At 72.8% G+C, this 21,680-nt stretch carries 13 protein-coding genes and 1 riboswitch; of the genes, 9 read left to right on the top strand and 4 right to left on the bottom strand.

Features of this window, described 5'->3' with window-relative positions:
* Positions 1 to 163: 163 nt before the first annotated feature.
* From ACZ4EF_RS08190 to ACZ4EF_RS08180, 3 genes are all read left to right on the top strand, one after another.
* On the top strand, positions 164 to 1,009 hold the full coding sequence (locus ACZ4EF_RS08190; protein WP_402713032.1) for an undecaprenyl-diphosphate phosphatase: 846 nt from the start codon (positions 164 to 166) through the stop codon (positions 1,007 to 1,009).
* A 162-nt stretch (positions 1,010 to 1,171) separates the two neighbouring features.
* A riboswitch (cobalamin riboswitch) is annotated at positions 1,172 to 1,393 on the top strand.
* Between the two features lie 165 nt (positions 1,394 to 1,558).
* Positions 1,559 to 3,868 carry a 5-methyltetrahydropteroyltriglutamate--homocysteine S-methyltransferase gene (gene metE / locus ACZ4EF_RS08185; protein WP_467503381.1) on the top strand — a complete coding sequence of 770 codons (2,310 nt, stop codon included), beginning with the start codon at positions 1,559 to 1,561 and terminating at the stop codon, positions 3,866 to 3,868.
* Positions 3,869 to 4,124: 256 nt separating this feature from the next.
* Entirely contained in the window at positions 4,125 to 4,478 is a 354-nt protein-coding gene (locus ACZ4EF_RS08180; protein ID WP_467503379.1) for a hypothetical protein, read from the top strand.
* Between the two features lie 36 nt (positions 4,479 to 4,514).
* Here ACZ4EF_RS08180 and ACZ4EF_RS08175 read toward each other — a convergent pair whose 3' ends face one another.
* From ACZ4EF_RS08175 to ACZ4EF_RS08165, 3 genes are all read right to left on the bottom strand, one after another.
* Positions 4,515 to 5,612 (bottom strand): Gfo/Idh/MocA family protein, encoded by a 1,098-nt coding sequence (locus ACZ4EF_RS08175; RefSeq protein ID WP_467503377.1) that lies wholly within the window; start codon positions 5,610 to 5,612, stop codon positions 4,515 to 4,517.
* On the bottom strand, positions 5,609 to 6,487 hold the full coding sequence (locus ACZ4EF_RS08170; RefSeq protein ID WP_467503375.1) for an alpha/beta hydrolase: 879 nt from the start codon (positions 6,485 to 6,487) through the stop codon (positions 5,609 to 5,611). The genes ACZ4EF_RS08175 and ACZ4EF_RS08170 overlap by 4 nt, the downstream gene beginning before the upstream one ends.
* A gap of 138 nt (positions 6,488 to 6,625) precedes the next feature.
* On the bottom strand, positions 6,626 to 8,860 hold the full coding sequence (locus tag ACZ4EF_RS08165) for a hypothetical protein (RefSeq protein ID WP_467503373.1): 2,235 nt from the start codon (positions 8,858 to 8,860) through the stop codon (positions 6,626 to 6,628).
* Between the two features lie 198 nt (positions 8,861 to 9,058).
* Here ACZ4EF_RS08165 and ACZ4EF_RS08160 point away from each other — a divergent pair, with 198 nt between their 5' ends.
* The 3 genes from ACZ4EF_RS08160 to ACZ4EF_RS08150 all read left to right on the top strand — a co-directional run bounded on the left by ACZ4EF_RS08160 (position 9,059) and on the right by ACZ4EF_RS08150 (position 14,420).
* Positions 9,059 to 10,087: a LacI family DNA-binding transcriptional regulator gene (locus ACZ4EF_RS08160; RefSeq protein WP_391048314.1), complete on the top strand. Its 1,029-nt coding sequence runs from the start codon at positions 9,059 to 9,061 to the stop codon at positions 10,085 to 10,087.
* Between the two features lie 164 nt (positions 10,088 to 10,251).
* Positions 10,252 to 13,269: a glycoside hydrolase family 2 TIM barrel-domain containing protein gene (locus tag ACZ4EF_RS08155; RefSeq protein WP_467503371.1), complete on the top strand. Its 3,018-nt coding sequence runs from the start codon at positions 10,252 to 10,254 to the stop codon at positions 13,267 to 13,269.
* Positions 13,270 to 13,355: 86 nt separating this feature from the next.
* Entirely contained in the window at positions 13,356 to 14,420 is a 1,065-nt protein-coding gene (locus ACZ4EF_RS08150) for a LacI family DNA-binding transcriptional regulator (protein ID WP_467503369.1), read from the top strand.
* A gap of 60 nt (positions 14,421 to 14,480) precedes the next feature.
* Here the strand turns inward: ACZ4EF_RS08150 and ACZ4EF_RS08145 are convergent, their stop codons facing one another.
* Positions 14,481 to 14,795: a hypothetical protein gene (locus tag ACZ4EF_RS08145; RefSeq protein WP_467503367.1), complete on the bottom strand. Its 315-nt coding sequence runs from the start codon at positions 14,793 to 14,795 to the stop codon at positions 14,481 to 14,483.
* 345 nt (positions 14,796 to 15,140) lie between these two features.
* Between ACZ4EF_RS08145 and ACZ4EF_RS08140 the strand changes: the two genes are divergently transcribed.
* Genes ACZ4EF_RS08140 through ACZ4EF_RS08130 form a run of 3 tightly spaced genes read left to right on the top strand, consistent with a single transcriptional unit; the run spans position 15,141 to position 21,632 of the window.
* Entirely contained in the window at positions 15,141 to 17,339 is a 2,199-nt protein-coding gene (locus tag ACZ4EF_RS08140; protein WP_467503366.1) for an alpha-galactosidase, read from the top strand.
* A gap of 19 nt (positions 17,340 to 17,358) precedes the next feature.
* Positions 17,359 to 20,277, top strand: coding sequence for a hypothetical protein (locus ACZ4EF_RS08135; protein ID WP_467503364.1), 2,919 nt, complete (start codon positions 17,359 to 17,361; stop codon positions 20,275 to 20,277).
* Positions 20,278 to 20,330: 53 nt separating this feature from the next.
* A complete protein-coding gene (locus ACZ4EF_RS08130; protein WP_401306658.1) occupies positions 20,331 to 21,632 on the top strand; it encodes an enolase C-terminal domain-like protein in 1,302 nt (433 codons plus the stop codon).
* The last annotated feature ends 48 nt before the right edge of the window (positions 21,633 to 21,680 follow it).

Below are 21,680 nucleotides of genomic sequence, written 5' to 3'. Positions count from 1 at the left end.
CCCCCCCCCCCCCCCCCCCCCCCCCCCCCCCCCCCCCCCCCCCCCCCCCCCCCCCCCCCCCCCCCCCCCCCCCCCCCCCCCCCCCCCCCCCCCGCCCCGGACTCCGCACGCCGTCGCCCGCTTCACCCACCCTCCCCTCGAACTCTCCCCGGAGCACCCCGCCGTGTCCTGGTTCACCGCCGCTGTCCTGGGCCTTGTGCAGGGTCTGACCGAATTCCTGCCGGTGTCGTCGAGCGCGCACATACGCGTGGTCTCCGTCCTCGCCGGATGGGACGACCCCGGAGCGGCCTTCACCGCGGTCACCCAACTGGGCACGGAGACCGCCGTGCTGATCTACTTCCGGCGCGACATCGCCACCATCGTCAAGGCGTGGACCGCGTCGCTGTTCCACCCCGAGCGCCGCAAGGACCACGACGCGCGGATGGGCTGGTTCGTGATCGTCGGTACGGTCCCGATCGCCGTCCTGGGCGCGGCATTCCAGCACACCATCGAGAACGGCCTGCGCGACCTGCGGATCACCGGCACCGTCCTGATCCTGTTCGGACTCGTCCTGGCGGTCGCCGACCGCACCCGCGCCGTGCGCCGCCCCAAGCCGATCACCGAGCTGACCTTCCGGCACTCCCTCTGGTACGGCCTGGCGCAGGCGCTCGCCCTGATCCCCGGCGTCTCCCGCTCCGGCGGCACCATCAGCGCCGGACTGTTCCTCGGCTACAGCCGCGAGGCCGCCGCGCGCTACTCGTTCCTGCTGGCCATCCCCGCCGTGCTGGCCTCCGGCGGCCTGGAGCTGTTCAAGCTCGGCAGCGGCCCGGCGCCCGCCTGGGGCCCGACGATGCTGGCGACGGTCATCGCCTTCGCGGTCGGCTACGCGGCCATCGCCTGGTTCCTGAAGTACATCTCCCACCGCAGCTTCACGCCGTTCGTGATCTACCGGGTGCTGCTCGGCGTGGTCATCATCGCGCTGGTGGCGACGGGCGCGGTCGCGGCGGGCGCGGGCGCCACCTCCGGCTAGAGCGCGCACCGGGCCAGGAGCGGGTCAGGGCCGCGTCATGGCAGGGTCAGGACCGGGCCAGGGCCGCGTCATGGCCGGCTCAGGACCGGTTCAGGACCGGTTCAGGGCCGGGGCCGCCGTCCGGAATGTGGTCCGACGTGACCGGAGCGTGGTCCGCGCTCTAGCCTGGCCGGTGCGACAGGTTCGCGTCCGTCAGCCAGGCGGTCGCGTCGTAAGAGGGAACCCGGTGCGAATCCGGGACTGCCCCGCAGCGGTGAGTGGGAACGACCGCCGTCATACGCACTGGGTCCGACGTACCGGACCTGGGAAGCGACGGTCAGTAGGTGTCCGCCTCAGGCGGACGTGCCCGCGAGTCCGAAGACCTGCCCGTCGCCCGTACGCGACCGTTCGCGTACGGATATCCCGGTGACCTCGTGGGCGGGTCGGCGTGCATATCGGACGGACCGGTGCCATTGCGGGGCACTGTGGGTCCGTCGGGTCTGTCACCTCCCTTTCGCGCTCGCGTCCCGTCGCCGGGAGGCCAGGAGTCATCTCGCGAAGGAGATTTCCGTGACAGCGAAGTCCGCAGCCGCGGCAGCACGGGCCACCGTGTACGGCTACCCCCGCCAGGGTGAGAACCGTGAACTGAAGAAGGCCGTCGAGGGCTACTGGAAGGGCCGCGTCACCGCCGACGCCCTCCGGCAGACCGCGGCTGACCTGCGCCGCTCGACCTGGCGGAAGCTGGCCGAGGCGGGCGTCCACGAGGTGCCGACCGGCGACTTCTCGTACTACGACCACATGCTGGACACCAGTGTCATGGTCGGCGCCGTCCCCCCGAGGCACCGGTCGGCCGTCACCGCGGACGCGCTCGACGGCTACTTCGCGATGGCCCGCGGCACGCAGGAGGTGGCGCCGCTGGAGATGACCAAGTGGTTCGACACGAACTACCACTACCTGGTCCCCGAACTGGGCCCCGACACCGTCTTCACCGCCGACTCCGCCAAGCAGGTCGCCGAGTTCAAGGAAGCCGCCGCGCTCGGCCACACCGCCCGGCCCGTCCTGGTCGGCCCGGTCACGTATCTGCTGCTCGCCAAGCCCGCCCCCGGCGTCGCCGCCGACTTCGAGCCGCTGACGCTGCTCGACCGGCTGCTGCCCGTCTACGCCGAAGTCCTCGCCGACCTGCGCGCCGCGGGCGCCACCTGGGCGCAGCTCGACGAGCCCGCGCTCGTCCAGGACCGCACCCCGGCCGAACTGAACGCCGTCGCCCGCGCCTACCGCGACCTCGGCGGCCTCACCGACCGGCCGAAACTGCTGGTCGCCTCGTACTTCGACCGGCTCGGCGAGGCGCTGCCCGTCCTGGCCAAGGCCCCGGTCGAGGGCCTGGCGCTGGACTTCACCGACGCCGCCGCCGCGAATCTGGACGGCCTCGCCGCCGTCGGCGGACTGCCGGGCAAGCGGCTCGTCGCGGGCGTCGTCAACGGCCGCAACATCTGGATCAACGACTACGAGAAGTCGCTGGCCACCCTCGCCACCCTCCTCGGCTTCGCCGACCGCGTCGACGTGGCCGCGTCCTGCTCGCTGCTGCACGTCCCGCTCGACACCGCGCCCGAACGCGACATCGACCCCCGGATTCTGGGCTGGCTCGCCTTCGCCGCGCAGAAGACCACCGAGATCGTGACGCTCGCCAAGGGCCTGGCCGAGGGCACCGACACCATCGCCGCCGAGATCGCCGCCAACCGCGCCGCCCTCGCCTCCCGCGCCGCCTCCCCGATCACCCGCGACCCGGCCGTACGTGCCAGGAGCGCGGCCGTCACCGACGCCGACGGGCGCCGCTCGCAGCCGTACACCGAGCGCGCCGCCGCCCAGCGCGCCCGGCTCGGCCTGCCGCTGCTGCCGACCACCACCATCGGCTCGTTCCCGCAGACCGACGACCTGCGCGCCGCCCGCGCCGACCTGCGGGCCGGCCGGATCGACACCGCGGGGTACGAGGAGCGGATCAGGGCCGAGATCGGCGAGGTCGTCTTCTTCCAGGAGAGGACCGGCCTCGACGTGCTCGTGCACGGCGAACCCGAACGCAACGACATGGTGCAGTACTTCGCCGAGCAGCTCACCGGCTACCTCGCCACCCGGCACGGCTGGGTGCAGTCCTACGGCACCCGGTACGTGCGCCCGCCGGTCCTGGCCGGGGACATCTCCCGGCCGGAGCCGATGACGGTGCGCTGGACGTCGTACGCCCAGTCGCTCACCGACCGCCCGGTCAAGGGCATGCTCACCGGTCCCGTCACCATGCTGGCCTGGTCCTTCGTCCGCGACGACCAGCCGCTCGGCGACACCGCGCGGCAGGTCGCGCTCGCCCTGCGCGACGAGGTCACCGACCTCGAAGCCGCGGGCACCTGCGTGATCCAAGTCGACGAGCCCGCGCTGCGCGAGACCCTGCCGCTGCGCGCCGCCGACCGGCCCGCGTACCTGGACTGGGCCACCGAGGCGTTCCGGCTCACCACCGGCGCCGTCGCTCCCGGCACCCAGATCCACACCCACATGTGCTACGCCGAGTTCGGCGACATCGTCCAGGCCATCGACGACCTCGACGCCGACGTCATCAGCCTGGAGGCCGCCCGCTCCCACATGCAGGTCGCCACCGAACTGGCCGCGCACGGCTACCCGCGCGAGGCGGGACCCGGCGTGTACGACATCCACTCGCCGCGGGTGCCCGACGCGGCGGAGGCGGCCTCGCTGCTGCGCGAGGGCCTGCTCGCCATCCCCGCCGAGCGGCTGTGGGTCAACCCCGACTGCGGCCTGAAGACCCGCGGCTGGCCCGAGACGAAGGCGTCGCTGGAGAATCTGGTGGCGGCGGCCCGTACGGTGCGCGCCGAGCTGTGAGGCTCCGGCCGACGGCCGCGTGACGCGGCCGCGACGGCCGGGAGGGACGCGCGGAGCCTTCGCCGTCTCTCCCGGCCGGGCGCGCCGCCGCCTGTCCCGGCTCGACGCGGTGTGCGTACGGCGCGTGTGGCGTATGCGACGCGTACGGCGCGTATGGCCCCTCCGGCCCGTATGGCGAGGCCCTCCCGGCTCCCCGCGCGCACGCCGGGCCTACAGTCATGTGCGGTGGTGGTTCGTCGGCGGGGGGAGTACGGCGATGCGCGGCGCGACATGGGGATGGCGGACCGTCCAGGGCCTGTACATGGCGGTCGTGGCCGTCCTGGCGGTGCTCGGCGCCGTCACCGGGACGAGCCTTCCGTACCTGCTGGCCGTGGCCGTGACCCTGCCCTTCGGGATGGCGGCACTGGTCCTCGTCTACGGCGGCTACGCGCTGCTCAAGGGGGTCGGCGGGCTGTGGGCGTCCACCACGAACGCCGACGGCGACGATGCCGCCTGGCTCAGCGCGGGCAGCGCGACGCTCAACGTCGTCCTCCTGATCGCCGCGGCCCTCGCCAACGTCCTGCTCCTCGAGTACCTGCGCCGCCGGAGCCCGGGCACCGCCCGACGCTGAAGGCGCGGTGCTCGGGCCGGGGGAGCGCGGGAGCCGTCAGGGAGAGGGCGGGGCGCCCCACCAGGACCGGTGGAAGGGGTCGTCCGCGCCGATCGAGCCCCGCGGGACCGGGCGGCCGGTCGCGGCCGACTTGTAGAGGGCGGTGACGAATTCGGTGGTGCGGCGCGCGTCGGCCGCCGTGTGCTCGGGCGGCTCGCCCCGCCGCATCCGCGCGACCAGGTCCGCGAGCTGCGGCGCCTGGTGCGCGGGCACCTCGGCGCCGATGGTGTCCCAGCCGGGCGTGGACGGCGGCCGGTCGGGCGCGGGGGTGAACGTCCAGTGCTCGTTGCCGTACGCGTACAGGTGGCGCAGCTCCGTACTGGCCCGCGCGCAGTCGATCCGCAGATACGACTCCTGGCGCGCCGACACGACGCTGTTCACGATCGACGCCTGCGCGCCGGAGGCGAAGGCGACATGGGCGAGGGACACGTCCTCCGTCTCGATGTCCCGGTCGACCGTCGCGATGCGCGCGCTCACCTCCGCCCAGTCGGGCATCAGCCACAGCATCAGGTCCATGGCGTGGATGCCCTGCGTGACGGTGGCACCGCCCAGTTCGGTGGCGCGCCGACCGCGCCACGGGGCCGCGTAGTAATCCGCGCCCCGGTACCAGGTGGTCTGGCACAGCGCCAGCAGCGGCGGCCCGAGCACACCGTCGCGCAGCAGACCGCGTACGTGCGCGGCGCCCGACCCCGCCCGCCACTGGAAGACCGGCGCACAGCAGCGGCCCGTCGCGCGCTCCGCGGCCAGAATCCGGTCGTGGTCGGCCAGCGAACCGCACAGCGGCTTCTCGCAGTAGACCCAGGCACCCGCCTCCAGCGCGGCCACCGTCAGATCGGTGTGGGTGAACGATGGGGAGCAGATCACCACCAGGTCGGGCCGTTCGACGGCCAGCAGTTCCAGCGGGTCGTCGTAACGGCGCGCGATGCCGTGCCGCGCCGCGAAGTCCGCGGCTCGCGCCGGGTCGGAGTCCGCGACCGCCACCAGGTCGAGCTGCCCGGACAGCGCCCGGATCGCGGGGACATGGGCGTCGTCGGCGATGCTGCCCGCGCCGATCAGCGCCGTACGGTACGGAAGGTTTCCGGCCGGCCGGGTCATACGGTGCCCTCCTGGGCCGTCATGCCGCGCGCGAGCCACCGCGCGGTCATCGCGACCGCCTCGGGCTCGTGCTCGGGGGAGTGGAAACCGTGGCCGGCGCCGGGCAGCGGGCGGAATTCCCAGTGCGGGACCGTCGCCGCGACGTCACGGGCGATGTCGAAGGAGACGCAGTCGTCGCGGTCCCCGTGCAGGACGAGGGCGGGCGGGCCGCCCGCGGTGTAGGCGTCGATCGGCCGGTGGGCGGCCAGCTCCGCGAACAGCACCCGGCCCAAGGCGAACCGGCCGCCGATCAGCAGCTCCCCGTGCTCGGCGAGGCCCTTCAGCGGACCCGGTCCGAAGTTCGCCAGCCCCCAGGGGAGTTCGGGTTCGAGGAAGGTCCGGCGCAGGTCGAGCACGGGATTCCACAGCACCAGCCGGGCCAGCCGGTCGCCCAGCCAGGGCATCGACAGGCCGGTGGACACGGCGCCGAAGCTCGCCGCCACCACCGCCAGCGGACCGGGCAACTCCCGCTCGGCGTAGGCCGTGACGGCCGCCAGGTCCAGCATCTCCCCGGCGATCGTCACACCTTGCGGAGCGCCGCCGCTCTCCCCGTGCCCGCGGAAGCTGAACCGCAGCGCGGTCAGGCCCTGTTCTGCCAGCCGCTGGGCGAGCCGTACGAACGCCCCGCCCTCGTCCAGATCCGCGGAGATTCCGTGGACCAGGAGCACCGTGCCCTCGGGGCCTGTTCCGGACCTGGTCCCTGGCCTGTTCCCGGCCCCTGTTCCGGCCCCTGTTCCGGACTCTGCACCGGGGGCGCCGGACGCGGGGCGGTGCACGACGGCGTCCAGCTCGACGCCGTCGGATGCGACCACCCGCACCCGTTGTCCGTCCGTCACGGAAACTCCCTGTCTGCTCGATGTGTTGACGTCATCCCCACGGACCGACACGCGACGACGTGCAGCGGCTGGTACCGGCGCGCATCGGCGCGGACGGGCGGCACCCCTCCGGCCGCCCGTCCGCGCCCCCGCGCGTCCCTACGGCGTCCAGCGGTACAGCAGCACCTTGTTGAACAGGTCGTCCTCGACCTGGACCAGATAGTCGCCGTTGGACCTGCGGGTCGCGGTGATGCCGTACGGCACGTCGACCCACCCCGTACGTTCCACGCCGCCGACGTTGGCGCCGGGCTGCCAGGTCCCGACCGGGCTGGCGTCGGCGGCCTTCCACACCCAGATCTGCCCGCGCGTCGCGATACCGGAGATGAAGATGTAGTCGCCCGCGAAGGCCAGACTCACCATCGTCACGATCGGGTTGGCGGCGGTGTCCCAGGGCAGCAGCAGCGTCCAGGTCGGGGTGCGGTTGCCGGTGCTCCACTTGTCGTAGCGCACCAGGACCTTGCCGCACTCCTTCCAGTGGGCGTTGTCGAAGACCTGGTCAGGGGTGTAGCCGACCATGTACATCACGTCGGTGGCCACGTCGTAGTGCAGACGGCGGACGACGCTGAACGGCGCGGGCAGCGCGATCGTCTCCCGGCTCGCGTACGTGTAGACCGGGTTGCCCTGCGCGTCGAAGCCCTGCAACGGGTAGCGGCGCAGGTCGCGGTCGCCGCCCTCCCAGATGTCGCCCCGGTCGTCGACGTACCAGACCCAGCAGTTGCCGGGGGAGTTGCTGCCGTCGCCTGGCTGGATGAACTCCCCGGCCTCGAACGCGCCGTTGCCGCTCAGGTCGCGCCAGATCCACTGACCAGAGGCGGGCTGGTTCGGCGGCCAGTTGGGGTCGTCGCCCGGATCGGCTCCCGACCAGTGCGCCTTGAAGATCGCCCCCGACGGCTTCGCGATCTCGCCCTGGAAGCGGTAGATGAGCAGGTGACCGCAGTACATGCCCGTCACGTACATGTACATCTGCCCGTTGAGCCGCTTCAGGAAGGGCGAGGTGGCGTGGTGGTGATGGCCGGGCAGGAACAGCCGTGCGTCCTGCGGGTAGTTGACCGAGTCGAGGGTGTAGCTGCGCCAGGTCGCGTCGGTGCCGGGCTGCCGCGCGTAGTTGACGGTGTAGTGATTCTGCTTGGTGTAGACCTCGACGCCGTCGGAGGCCGGGTCGAAGTCGGCGGAGTCCACGAAGGCGCTGCCCTGGAGCTGCCACACCACGGCCCCGGCGGCGGTGAACTTCCGCAGCCAGGTGCCGAATTCGTACATCGCGACATAGACGTTTCCTGCGGAGTCGCCGCCGACGCCGACGATGCCGAAGAACTTGTCCGCGGTGACCCGGCCCGGTGTCCCCGCGCCGATGCCGCCCGCCTGGCCGAGGCTGCGGGCCCGGGTGGGCGTACCGGACAGGCCGGTGTACGTGTGGACTTGGCGCAGCGGGCCGTTGTCGCCGACGAGGAGGTCGCCGTGGACGTCCACGGCGAGCGAGGTGGGCAGCCAGTCGGCGGAGGGGCCGCTGATCGTTCCGGCCAGCGCCGCGCCGGTGTTGGAGAAGTGCAGGATCTGCGCCGGATGCGCGGGGTCGGCGTGCCAGAAGTGGCCGTCGTTGGCGTCGCGCGTGACATTCGCGACCACCCAGATCTCGCCGTTGGCGCCGATCGCCACCGCGCCGGGCTTGTTGACGCTCCAACTGCGCAGCAGCGCACCGCTGGCGGCGTCGAAGACCTTGACGAGGTTGGCCGCCCGGTCGGTGGCGACCACCTGCGTCGCCGAGGCCGCGGCGGCGGCGGGCGAACTGCCCACGGCGTAGGTCAGCGAGGTGGCGGCGCCGTTCAGGCCGAAGCGCGTCAGGCCGTTGCCGACGCTGAGATAGACGTACGAGTCGTTGACCGCCACCGCGTCGCCGTTCGCGCCGTGGCAGTTCCCGATGAGATGGCCGTCCTTGTAGATGCCGGCGTAGTTCCCGCCCTCGTCCCAGAAGCTGACGGTGTAGACGGTGCCGTCCTTGGCGACGGCGATGTTGAAGACGAAGTCCTGCACCCACTCGGTGGCCCCGGAGAAGGTGTTCCCGGTCCAGGAAGTGACCACGTTCGGCAGGGTGTTGGTCGGGATCGCGGTGGCCGCCGGGGGCGCGGCGAGCGGTCCTGACGCGCCGGTGGGCGCGGCGGGCGGCGGGGCGGCGGCCCGCGCCGCGGAGGTGACAGCGGCCGGAAGCGCCACGGCGGCTCCGGCGACGATCGCGGCGTTCCTGCCGTAGGCCAGCATCCGCCGGCGGGAGACGGCGCCGGTACCGCGCGGGGTGTGACGGGGTGCGGGGGGATTGTCTGCGGGTTCCTGCTCGCTCATGTTCGGGGTCCTCCGTCGTGGGGCCGACACCTTCGAGCCGGTCTGGCGGTACACGAGTGACCGTTCACTTGACGGGAGGTAAAGCTAGGACTCGCCGCACCCGGCGTCAATGGCGCGTACCTCTTCCGCTCGGCGGCGATCGGTTCTACAATGAGTGACGCGTCATGTGAACGGTCACTGAGGAATCGAGGATGCCCCGTGTCGGATCGGCCGACTCTGCGTACCGTCGCGGCCGAGGCGGGTGTCTCCCACCAGACGGTCTCCCGGGTGATCAACGGCGACCGTACGGTCACCGACGCCGTACGCGACCGGGTGCTGGTCGCCATGCGGACGCTCGACTACCGGCCGAGCGCCGGTGCCCGCGCCCTGGCCAGCGGCCGTACCGAGGTGATCGGCGTCGTCCTGCCGCACAACCCCGGATTCGCCTTCTCCAACGACCACTTGATCCGCCTGGTGCAGGGCGCCGACCAGGAACTGACCTCGCGCGGCTACGGGTTGCTGCTGTCCACCCGCGAGGTGGCCGACGAACCCGCCTCCGCCTACCGCCGGTTCGTCCAGCGCCGCCAGGTCGACGGCCTGCTGGTAGAGGCCGGAACCGGCGGGGAGTCGCTGCCCGCCCTGCGGTCCGCCGGATATCCCACCGTGGTCATCGGCTACACCGCCGAAGACCTCACCTGCGTCCACCCCGACGACGAGGGCGGCGCCTACGCCGTCGCCCAGCACCTGCTGGCCCTCGGCCACCGCCGGATCGGCGTGGTCAACGGCCCCCGGGAGAACCGTCTCGCGATGGCCGCCCGGCTGCGTGGGCTGCACCGCGCCCTGGCCGACGCGCACCGCACTGTCCCCGACGACCTCATGGAGCACGGCGACTTCACCGCCGCTTCCGGCTACGCGGCGGCCGAACGGCTCATGGCCCACCCGGAACCGCCCACCGCGATCTTCGCCTTCAACGACGGCATGGCCCTGGGCGCGCTGCGCTGGCTGCGCGAGCACGGACACGCCCTGCCCGCCGACGTGTCCGTGGCGGGCTTCGACGACACCGAGGCCGCCGACCTCGTCGACCCGACGCTGACCAGCGTCAACCTGCACAGCGTCGACGTGGGTCGGCGCGCCGCGCAGATCCTGCTCGACCTGCTGGACGGCCGCCCGCCGGCCCAGCGCGAGAACGTCATGCCCAGCACGCTCAAGGTCCGCGCGTCCACAGCGCCGCCGCGCGCGGCCGGTTGAGCACCCGCCGCCCCGCGCGATCCCGCCCCGCGTCAGCCCCGCTTCGCGCAAGCCCGCCGTACATCAGCCCCGCCCCGCGCGGTCCCGCCGCCTGACGCGTCAGCCCCGACTCGTACACCCCTTATGGGTACGCCCCAGACCCCCGGAAAGGACCGGTCGCACCGATGGACCACGCCCAGAACCGGAGCGAAAGCCCGGACGCCTGCGCCTACGTCGAGGACGTATCACCCGGCAACGGCCGGCTGCGGCCCCGCGCGTCGTTCGACTCCGACGCACCCGCCCTCGACCTGAACGGCGACTGGAGCTTCCGGCTCGGCGACGGTCTCCACGACGTGACCGTGGGCTTCGAGGCCCCGGAGTTCGACGCCGCCGAGTGGACGACCGTCCCCGTGCCCTCGTCCTGGCAGATGGACGGCGTCCCCGGACCCGGCCGCTTCGGCACACCCGCGTACACCAACGTCACCTTCCCGATCCCCGTCGACCCGCCGCGCGTGCCCGACGAGAACCCGACAGGCGAGTACCGCAGGGAGTTCGACGTTGCGGAGGGCTTCGCCGACGGCGGCACCGCGGTGCTCCGCTTCGAGGGCGTCGACTCCGCCTTCGCGGTCTGGCTCAACGGCCGGCCGCTCGGCGACGGCAAGGGCAGCCGGCTGCCCACCGAATTCGACGTCACCGACACCCTGCGGACCGGCCGCAACGTGCTGGCCGTACGGGTCCACCAGTGGTCGTCCGCCAGCTACTTGGAAGACCAGGACATGTGGTGGCTGTCGGGTGTCTTCCGCCCCGTACGGCTGCTGGCCCGGCCGGCCGGCGGCATCGCCGACTTCTTCGTGCACGCCGACTACGACCACCACTCCGGCACCGGCACCCTGCGGGTCGACGTCGACGGCGCGGGCGACGCGCGCCTGAGCGTCCCCGAACTCGGCATCACCGACGCCGATCCCGCCGGTCCGCACACCGCGCCGGGCGTCACCCCCTGGAGCGACGAACAGCCCCGGCTCTACGCGGGCGAACTCGTCACGGCCACCGAACGCGTCCCGCTGCGTATCGGCTTCCGCCGGGTCGTGGTCGAGGACGGCGTCGTCACCGCCAACGGCAGGCCGCTCGTCTTCCGCGGCGTCAACCGGCACGAATGGGACCCGGTCAGGGGCCGCGCGCTGACCCGCGAGACGATGCTCGCCGACGTGCTGCTGATGAAGCGGCACAACATCAACGCCGTGCGGACCAGCCACTATCCGCCCGCCGCCGCCTTCCTCGACCTCTGCGACGAACACGGCCTGTGGGTGGTCGACGAGTGCGACCTGGAGACCCACGGCTTCTCGGAGAACGGCTGGCGCCGCAACCCCTCCGACGAGCCCGAGTGGCGCCCCGCGCTGCTCGACCGGGCCGAGCGGATGGTCGAGCGCGACAAGAACCACCCCAGCGTCGTGATGTGGTCGCTCGGCAACGAGTCCGGCGTCGGCGCGAATCTCGCGGCCATGGCCGAGTGGATCCGCGACCGCGACCCCGACCGGCTGATCCACTACGAGGGCGACTGGGACGACTGCGCCTACACCGACGTGTACTCGGTGATGTACCCCGACTACGCGTTCGTGGCGGCGGTCGCCGCGCGCCAGGAACCGCTCACCGGCGACCCGGCCAACGACGCCCGCAGGCGCGCGATGCCGCTCCTGCTGTGCGAGTACGCCCACGCGATGGGCAACGGCCCCGGCGGACTGCGCCAGTACCAGGAGCTGTTCGAGAGCAGCCCCCGGCTGGCGGGCGGCTTCGTCTGGGAGTGGATCGACCACGGCGTCGCCCAGCGCGACGAGGAGGGCACGCTCTTCTACGCCTACGGAGGCGACTTCGGCGAGCCCGTCCACGACGGCAACTTCGTCGCCGACGGTCTGGTCTTTCCCGACCGCACCCCCTCTCCCGGACTCCTGGAGTACGCGAAGGTCATCGAGCCGGTCAGGATCACCGCCCGCCGCGACGGCGGCGGAGTCGAGATCCGCAATCTGCACCACACGCGGGACACCGGCTACCTGCGCTGGGTCTGGCTGCTCGAAGTCGACGGCGTGCAGGCGGGGGAGGGCGCGTGGGAGGTTCCGGTGACCGACCCCGGCGACACCCGCCGCGCGGACTGGCCCGACAGCCTGGCCAAGGCGCTCGCCGCGGCGGGACCGGGGGAGCGCTGGGTGACCCTCAGCGCGCAGCTCGGCGCGGACGAGTCGTGGGCCGGAGCCGGGCACACCGTCGCCTGGTCCCAGTTCGCCCCGGACGGCAACGGCGCGACCACGCTGACGGCGGGACCCGCGGGCGCGGCTTCCACCACGACCACCCCTCGGGCGCGCCGCCGCGGAACGATCAGCCTCGGCGCCGGACAGTTCGACGCGGCCGACGGACGGCTGCTCCGCCTCGGTGACCTGGCACTCGAAGGCCCCCGCGTCGACCTGTGGCGGGCCCCGATCGACAACGACGGCCGGTCGCCGCTCCTGGCCGCCTGGCACCGCAGCGGCCTGCACCGGCTCCGGCACAAGGTGCTGGAGATCTCGACGGGCGAGGCGAGCCTCACGGTGAGGACCAGGATCGCCCCGGCGGGCCTGGACCTCGCGATGCTGGCGGACTACCACTGGACCACCGGGCCCGGGGACCGGCTCGTGCTCACCGTCGACACCCGGCCCGTCGGCACCTGGGAGGTACCGCTGCCCCGGCTCGGCGTCGCGCTGACCCTCCCGGCGGCGCTCGACCGGCTGAGCTGGTTCGGCCTCGGTCCCGGCGAGTCCTACCGGGACAGCGAGGAGGCCGTCCGCGTCGGGCGGTACGCGACCACGGTCGCCGAGGCGCAGACGCCGTACGTGTACCCGCAGGAGAACGGCAACCGGCGGCATGTGCGCTGGGCCCGCCTCACCGGTCCCGAAGGCGACTCCGCGGGGCCCGGTCTGGAGATCACCGGCAGCCCCTGGTTCGACCTGACCGCGCGGCCCTGGTCCACCGCGGCGCTGGCGGCGGCCAGGCACACCGCCGACCTCAGGCCCGACGGCCGCATCCACCTCAATGTCGACCTCGAACACCACGGCCTCGGCAGCGCCTCCTGCGGGCACGCGTTGCAGCCCCGGCACCATCTGGCCGCCGTACCGGGCCGCTTCACGCTCGGGTTCGGTCTGACGGAAGGGGAGGCGGCAGCCGATGGCGTAGGGTGATTTCGGCGACCCCGGCGGCGGTATGATCCGAGCGTGAGACAACGTTGGCCCTCCCCTCGGCGCCGCGTCGCCGAGGGGAGCAGCACGTGAGTACACCGAGCCCGAGCGCGGCCCCGCGGCGGCCGACGATGACCGACGTCGCCCGGGAGGCCGACGTCAGTCTCAAAACGGTCTCGCGTGTGGTCAACGGCGTGTCCACCGTCGATCCGGAGATGGCCGAGCGGGTCAGGGCCGCCGTGGTGCGGCTCGGCTTCCGCCGCAACAACATGGCCAGGGACCTGCGCACGCAGTCCACCTCGGCCACGGTCGGCCTGCTCATCGAGGACCTGGCCAACCCGTTCTACGCGGGCATCGCCGCCGCCGCGGCGCAGTGCGCCCTGGAGAACGACACCCTGCTGATCACCGCGAGTTCCGAGGAGGACGCCGAGCGGGAACGCCGACTGCTGTTGCAGATGTGCGAGCGACGCGTCGACGGGCTGCTGGTCGTACCGGCCGGCAGCACCGCCGACCACGTCTACCTGCGCGCGGAGATCGACATGGGCACCCCCGCGGTGTTCCTCGACCGGCCGCCCACCAACCTGCGCGCGGACACCGTGCTCATCGACAACGCGGCGGGCGCGCGGTCCGCGATCGAGCACCTGACGGCCCGCGGCCACGAGCGGATCGGCGTGGTCTCGGACTGGCTGAGCATCCACCCCATGGTCGAGCGGCTGTCGGCCGCCGAGACCGCGCTGGAGCGGGCCGGGCTGCCGTACCGCCCCGACCTGATCAGATACGGCCTGCACACCGTGCGCGACACCGAGGCCGCCGTCGAGCGGATGCTCACCGGGCCGCAGCCGCCGACCGCGCTGTTCGCGCTGAACAACCGGCTCACGCTCGGCGTGCTCGGCGCGCTGAACCGGCTCGGCGGCGAGGTCGGCGCGGGCGGCGCGGGCAGCGCCGTCGAAGTGGTGGGCTTCGACGACTTCGAGACCGCCGCGCTGATGGCCCACCCGCTGACCGTGGTGTCCTACGACGCCCGCGCCATCGGCCGGATCGGCGCGGAACTGCTCTTCAGGCGGATCGCGGGGGACAAGTCGCGGCCCCAGACGGTGGTCATCCCCACCACCCTGGTCGAGCACGGCGCGGCGCGGCCGGGCGCCGGACGGTGACCGGCGCGGGGGCCCCGCCGAGTCCCGCGCGGGACTGAACCGGGCCGCCGTCGGTCCTGTTCAGGCCCCGCCCCCCACGCCCACCCCGCGAACGTCCCCACCCGCCACGCAACCGGCGCGGTCCCGTACCGCGACCGCGCCGAGACTCATGTCGATACGGGCCGCCCCGTGCGCCGTTTCCCGGCCGGCGAGGGCGGCGCGCCACTGTGCGCCCAACGGGATGTCCACCCAGTCCGGTTCGCCGGTGCGGTGGTCCACGACGGGACCCTCGCCGACCCCGACCCCGACCCCGACCCCGACCCCGACCCCGACCCCGGCCCCGACCCCGCCGGGGACGAAGATGTCCGGCGCGTGCGGGTGAACGGCTTGTGACACGGTCGCTCTCCGGATCTCCGCGCGGGATTTCTCTGTCACTCGCGCGAAAACTCTAGGCAACGTTGTCTCAGGTGGCTAGGGTTCAGCACGACCGCCTGCGGAGGGCGGCCGGGTCGGACCTGCTGCCCCGGTGCTCCTTCCGGTATGCGTGGTTGATCTGTCGACAGCCGTCGGGACGTAGCTGACCAGGCACGAAGGCGCCACCTGTCGGTGAGCGCGCACGGCCGGAGCCGTGGCGCGGGCGTCGTGATCCCCTCCAACCCCCTGGGGGACGCCGCTTGTCTCGTCAGGCAACGTTGTCTCAGCTGGTCAGACATGTTTCCCCGACCTCGGAAAGGAGCGGTGATGGCCGACTTCGCCAGTCCGGCGCAGTTGTGGGCCGCACGCGACGCGCTGCGTGTGCGGGGCGCCGCGGTCAGCCTGCTGACGGACGGCGCGCGGCTGAGCGTCGAGCCCGCAGGCGGTCACGTGGCCGGTGCGGACGGGGGCGCCGGGCGTCCCGTGGACGCCGACGTGCTCGAACTGCGCGCCGACGCGGCCACAACGGCCGTACTGCGGCTGGACGTTCCGCTCGGCGACGCGGCGGGTTACTGGCATCCGGGGGCGGGCTGGGACCGGCACCTGGTGGCGGACTGGGCCAACCCCTGGCGCACCGTCGGCCTGGTCGACTCCGCGCCGCTGGGCTGCCTGTACGACACGGCGGGCCGCGCGCTGCTGGCCTTCGCGTCCGACCGGATCGCGGCCACCACGCGGGTCAGATTCGGTGTCGGCGAGGAGTCGGCCCGCTTCGGGGTGTGGCTCTCGATGGACCTCGCGGCGGGGGAGACCTGTCGGATTCGCGTCCAGGCCCCGGGCCGCCCGTGGGCCGAGGCCGTTCGGGAGGTGACCGGCGGTCTCGCGGACGCCGCGCCGCTGCCCGTACCCGACGCGGCCCGCGCCCCCGCGTACTCGACCTGGTACTCGATGCACCGCGAGCTGACGGCGGCGCGCGTCGAGGCCGAAGCCGTGCTCGCCGCCGAAATGGGCTGCGGGGTGCTGCTGTTGGACGACGGCTGGCAGCTCCACGCGGACGGTCCCGGCTACTCCGGCAGTGGCGCGTGGACCCCGGACCCGGCCAAATTCCCCGACTTCGCCGCGCATGTGAGGACCGTGCAGGGCCTGGACCTGCGGTACGTGGCCTGGATCGCACCCCTGCTGGTCGGCGAACGCACCCCGGCGTACGAGGAGTTGGCGCGGGTCGCGCCGCACGAGGTGACGCGGCTCGGCTGCCGGGTCCTCGACCCGCGCCGCCCGGCCGCCCGGCGCTTCGCCGTCGACTCCTGCGTCGACCTCGTCCGGCGCTACGGCCTGGACGGGCTCAAGATCGACTTCCTGGACTTCGCGATGGCGTACGCGGCGGAGGAGTACGCGGCTGAGGAACTCGCGGGCGGGGACCACGCGGCCGAGGTCCACGCGGCCGAGGTCCATGCGGCCGAGGTTCACGCGGTCGAGGTCCATGGGGCCGACCGGCCGACTGCCGAAGAGAGCGCCGCAGATGAGAACGTCAGGACCGGCCGCGATGACGACACCGGTGCGGGCCGTGGTGCCTCCACAGACGCCGGTACCGGTGTCGCCACCGCCGCCGGACCTGACACCGGCGGAGGCACCGGCACCGGCACCGGTAAGGACACCTGCCGAGGCGTCACCGCGGAGGCGCCCGCCGACCTCGCCGTCGCGGACGTCGCCGATGTGGGCCTGGGCATACGGCTGTTGCTCACCGAACTGCGCGAGCGGCTGCGTGAACTGCGCGGCGACGAGCTGCTGATCGAGCTGCGACAGCCCTACACCGGCCCCGGCATGCGGCGCTTCGGCAACATGCTCCGGGCCGCCGACTGCCCGGCGGACGCCACCGCCAACCGGGTCCGCACGCTGGACACCGGCGTGCTCGCCGGATCGGCGGCGGTCCACTCGGACATGCTGATGTGGGACCCGGCCGCCCCGGCGGAGGCGGCGGCCCGACAGCTGCACTCCGCGCTGTTCTCGGCACCGCAGATCTCCGTCGCGCTGGCCGGACAGAGCGCGGAGCACCGCGCGATGACCGCCTTCTGGCTCGGCGTCCGGCGGACGTACGCCGATGTCCTCGACCGGGGCGAGATCCGCGCCGGACGTCCCGACCAGCTCCACCAGACGGTGACGGCGGCCCTGGGCCGGCGCGCCGTCATCGCCTGCTACGCCGAACACCACGTCGTCCCGCTCCAGTTGGCGGAGTTCACCGAGGTCGCCCTGGTGAACTCCACCGCCGGGCCGCGCGTGGTCCTGGACGTCGGGGACCCCGGCGTCGAGCGGCCGGGCGTGGCGGGCGTGGCAGGCGGGTCGGGCCTGGACATCGACGCTCCTGGCGTCGCCGGGACCGGCGTCCGCGTCCGGCTGGACGTCTTCGACGCCTGCGGCAGACCCGCCGCCTCGGGCCCGCGCACGCTCGGCCCCGGACTCACCCCGATCGCCGTCCCGCCCTCCGGCCTGTGCGTCATCCGGCCGGTGGCACCCGACCAATCCCCGCGCTGAACCCTGGAGAGGACCGACCGTGACAGACAGCCACGCCAGATCCGACCGCACCACCCCGGCGACGCCGACCTCGGCGACGGCCACCCCCGCGGAGGTCTCCCGGCGCAAGGTCGTGGGCTACGGAGCAGCCGCCGTCGCGGGCGCCGCCGCCGCGAGCGCCATGGACTGGGGTCTGGCGCCGAGCGCCCGCGCCGCGGCGCCCGAGGGCACGGCGGCAGCCGCCGCGCTGCCCGTGGTCGCCTTCGGATTCTCCGACCCGACCGGCCTCTACCCGGTGACCGGTACAGCGAAGGCCGCCCCCGACCTGCTCGTGGTCTTCAACCCCACGACGGCGCTGAGCGGTTCGGTCACCTGGTCGGTCGCCGCCCGCGCCGGGGCGCCGCTGAACAGCGGCACCACCGCGTTCACCGCCCCGGCCGGTACGCAGACCACCACCACGATCCCGCTGGGCTCGTACGATCCCGACCACTACGCCGTCACGGCCACCGTCACCAACGCCTCCGGTGCCCAACTGCTCGGGCAGACGCTCGGGTTGGGCGTAATCCGGCCGACCGTGGCGGGCCGCAGGCCGAACTCGGCGTTCGGGCTGGGCATCCGCTCGGAGTCGACTCCCGCCATCACCCGGCAGATCGCCCAACGCATCGGCGTCAAGTGGTGCCGGGGCATCGACGCCGTGCAGCCGGACACCGTCTGCCCGTCCCCCGGCGTCTTCTGGCAGCAGCCGCAGATCGACGCGGCGCGGGCCGAGATCGCCGACTGGCACGCCCACGGCATCGAGGCCCTCGCCGGCATCAACTACAACATGTCGTGGAATGTGCAGCCCGGCCCGGACGGCAAGCCGGTGAAGACCTACCAGAACCGGCCCAAGGACCTGGTCGCGCACGCCGAGATGGTCTACCACTGCATCGCGCCGCTCCAGGACCTGGTCCCCAACTGGGAGGTGTGGAACGAGCCCTGGGTGCACGGCTGGGCGTGGATGACCGGTGACGCCCAAGACTACCGCGACATGTGCAAGCTGATCTGGGACCGGGTGAAGCCCGAGTTCCCCGACGTGAATCTGATCGGCGGCGGCTCGGTCACGTACAACCGCGACATCGTGTACGCGCGGGGCTCCAAGGACACCGGCTACATCGACGGCTCGGTGAACCACGCCTACGGCTACCCCGACGCCACGCAGTACGCGATGACCAAGACGCAGGTCAAGATGGACCGCCTCTGGTCGCGCACCCAGGGCCGCGCCGGGCAGTGGCAGACCGAACTGGGCAACGCCGACGCCAACTTCAGCCATCTGCCGGCCGGACAGGCCGGGTACGGCGTGGCCCGCACGGTGGCGCCGACGTACCTGCTGCACATGCTCGCGGGCGCCGAGGAGGACTCGCCGATCCGGATCTTCTGGTTCTCGCTGTCCTACGACAAGACCTACTCCGGCGTCGAGTTCAACATCTACGACATCGCCACGAAGTCCCCCAAGCCCGCCGTCGTCGCCTACGCGACCATGACGAGCCTGCTCGAAGACGCCACGCTGGAAGAGGAGTTGTACCCGAACGCCAAGTCGACGTGGGGCTTCCTGTTCCGCGGCGCCGACGGCAAGGGCCGGGCCGCCGTCTACGCCGACCAGCTCTACGACGGCACGATGGAGGACCAGAGCGCCGGGTACAACGGCACCGTCACCCTCAACGGCGCGCAGGGCGTGCGGGTCTACGACTACCTCGGCCGCCGGCTCGCCGACGGAGCCTCGTCGTCCGTCACGCTCCAGGTCAAGCCGTGGGAAGTCCTGTACTTCGACAGCGATCTGAGTCCTGAGGCGCTGAAGTCGGTGCTGACCACGGGTGCCGCCTTCGACTACGACACCCCGCTGAAGGTCGAGGTCCCGTCCTTCACCAGGCCGCTGGGCGCGAGCAGCACCATCGACGTCCTGGTGGAGAACGTCTCGCCGCAGACGCAGAACGCGAAGGTCGTCATCACCCCGCCGTCCGGCTGGCAGGTGTCGCTGTCGGTCTCGCCGTGGATCAGCCTCAAGCCCGGCCAGTCGAAGACGCTGACCTTCCCCGTGACGTCGTTCACGGCCAACTCCGCGAACCAGTACGAGATCGGCTACGACATCACGGTGCCGCGCGGCTCGGCCCAGGTGCACCAGACCGGGACGCGGAAGGTGCAGCTCGCGTATCTGCCGTTCCGTCAGATCACCGTCGGCGGAAGCTCCAGCCAGTGGAACGACGTCGTCCCGGTGACGATGACCAGCACCGGCGCGGCCGGTGACACCAAGACGTACAGCCTCCAGGCCGCCTGGGACGACGGCTTCCTGTACTTCAGGGCGCTGATCGAGGACGACGTCCAGCTCTCCAACGTGCCCTTCGCGGCGAACGAGTACCTCTTCCCGTTCAAGGCGGACAGCATCCAGCTCGGCTTCGACGCGGTCGCGCACAAGACCGAGGATCTGCTGGTCGGGGACGCGCACTACGAGAAGTGCCTGCGGTCGCTCTCCCACCTGTACGTCGTCACGCTCGCCACCGGAGGCGTCCCCGAACTGCACCGGCAGCTCGCGCCCGGCACCAACTACCAGACGTACTACCCGACCAACGCGACGCTCCCGACGCCGCTGGGCCCGATGGACGCGAAGGCGGACGGCGGCACCGAGGGCCGGGTGCTGGTGTCGCGGGACGACGTCAACAAGGTGACCAGGTACGAGGTCGCGCTCGCCTGGAGCCAACTCCCCGAGGTGGCCGCCGCGGTGAAGAGCGCGCAGCCCGGCGCCGTCACCCCGATGTCCTTCGCCTTCCAGGTGACGGACGCGGGAACCGGCGGTCACGGCGCCACGTACTGGACGACCGCCGCGGAGCCGCCCACGTCCGGCTGCTACAACTTCGCGCCGTTCTGGGGCACCGGCGCCCAGTTCACCGGCGGTCGCGTGGACACCCGCTGGGGCATCGGCAGTTGACCGTCCCGCGCACCCCTTAACGCCTCTTCGCACAGAACCAGGAGCACCCTCCCGTGACCGACCACGCCGCCGATTCCGCCGGACCCGTCAAGGAGTCCGTGCCCGCAGAGCCGCCGTGGGCGCAGCCGTCCGGCGTCCGTATCACCGGGGTCAGGACGATCCTGACCGCTCCCGCGGGCACCACGCTCGTCGTGGTGCGGGTCGACACCAGCGAGCCCGGCCTGTACGGACTCGGCTGCGCGACCTTCACGCAGCGGGCGAAGGCGGTCGCCACGGCGGTCGACGAGTATCTGGCGCCGCAGCTCATCGGCCGCGATCCGGCGGACATCACGGACATCGCGTCGACCCTGCACGTCAGCGGCTACTGGCGGTCGGGGCCCGTGCTCAACAACGCGCTGTCCGGCGTGGACATGGCCCTGTGGGACATCAAGGGCAAGCAGGCGGGACTTCCGGTGTGGCAGCTCCTCGGCGGGCGCTGCCGCACCGCGGTCCCGGTGTACGCGCACGCCGCGGGACGTGACGCGGCGGAGGTCACCGACGAGGTGCTGGCCCTGATGGCCGAGGGGTACGGGCACGTCCGCTGCCAGGTCGCCGTGCCCGGCGCGGGCACCTACGGGGCGCCGGCCGCCGCGGCCACGGCCGGCGCCGCCAAGGCGCTGACCCCCAACGCCTGGGACCCGGCGGCCTATCGGCGCACGGTGCGCGGCCTCTTCGAGCACCTGCGGGAGCACGCGGGCTCCGAGGTCGAGCTGATCCACGACGTGCACGAGCGGGTGCACCCCACCGACGCCGTACGGATCGCGGCGGACCTGGAACCGTACGACCTGTTCTATCTGGAGGACCCGGTCGCGCCCGAGGACATCGAGTGGCTGCGCGTCCTGCGCGGACGCTCGGTGACCCCGATCGCGATCGGCGAGCTGTTCACCAACCCGGCCGAGTACCGCCCGGTCGTCATGGAGCGGCTGTGCGACTTCATCCGGGTCCACGTGTCGGCGATCGGCGGCATCACCCCGGCGTGGCGGCTCGCCGCCGCCTGCGAGATGTTCGGCGTGCGCACCGCCTGGCACGGTCCCGGCGACGTCTCGCCGGTCGGGCACGCCGCCAACCTCGCCCTCGACCTGGCCGCCCCCAACTTCGGCATCCAGGAACAGCATCTGTTCGGCCCGGCCGCGCGGGAGGTCTTCCCCGGCTGCCCCGAGATCCGCGACGGCCACCTGTGGCCGAGCGACGCGCCCGGTCTCGGCGTCGACCTCGACGAGCGGCTGGCGCTGAAGTACCCGCCCAAGGGCGCGGCGGAGCCCGGCCAGGCGTGGAAGCCGCCGCGGCGGGCCGACGGCGCGCTCCAGCGCCCCTGACGCGCGCCCGCCCGGCACCGACCCCGCACCGCACTCGAAGCGACCCCG

The organism is Streptomyces sp. NPDC025721, from assembly GCF_055558595.1.
The sequence above is the reverse complement of the archived record's forward strand: the minus strand, read 5'-3'. Positions and strand labels throughout refer to the sequence as shown.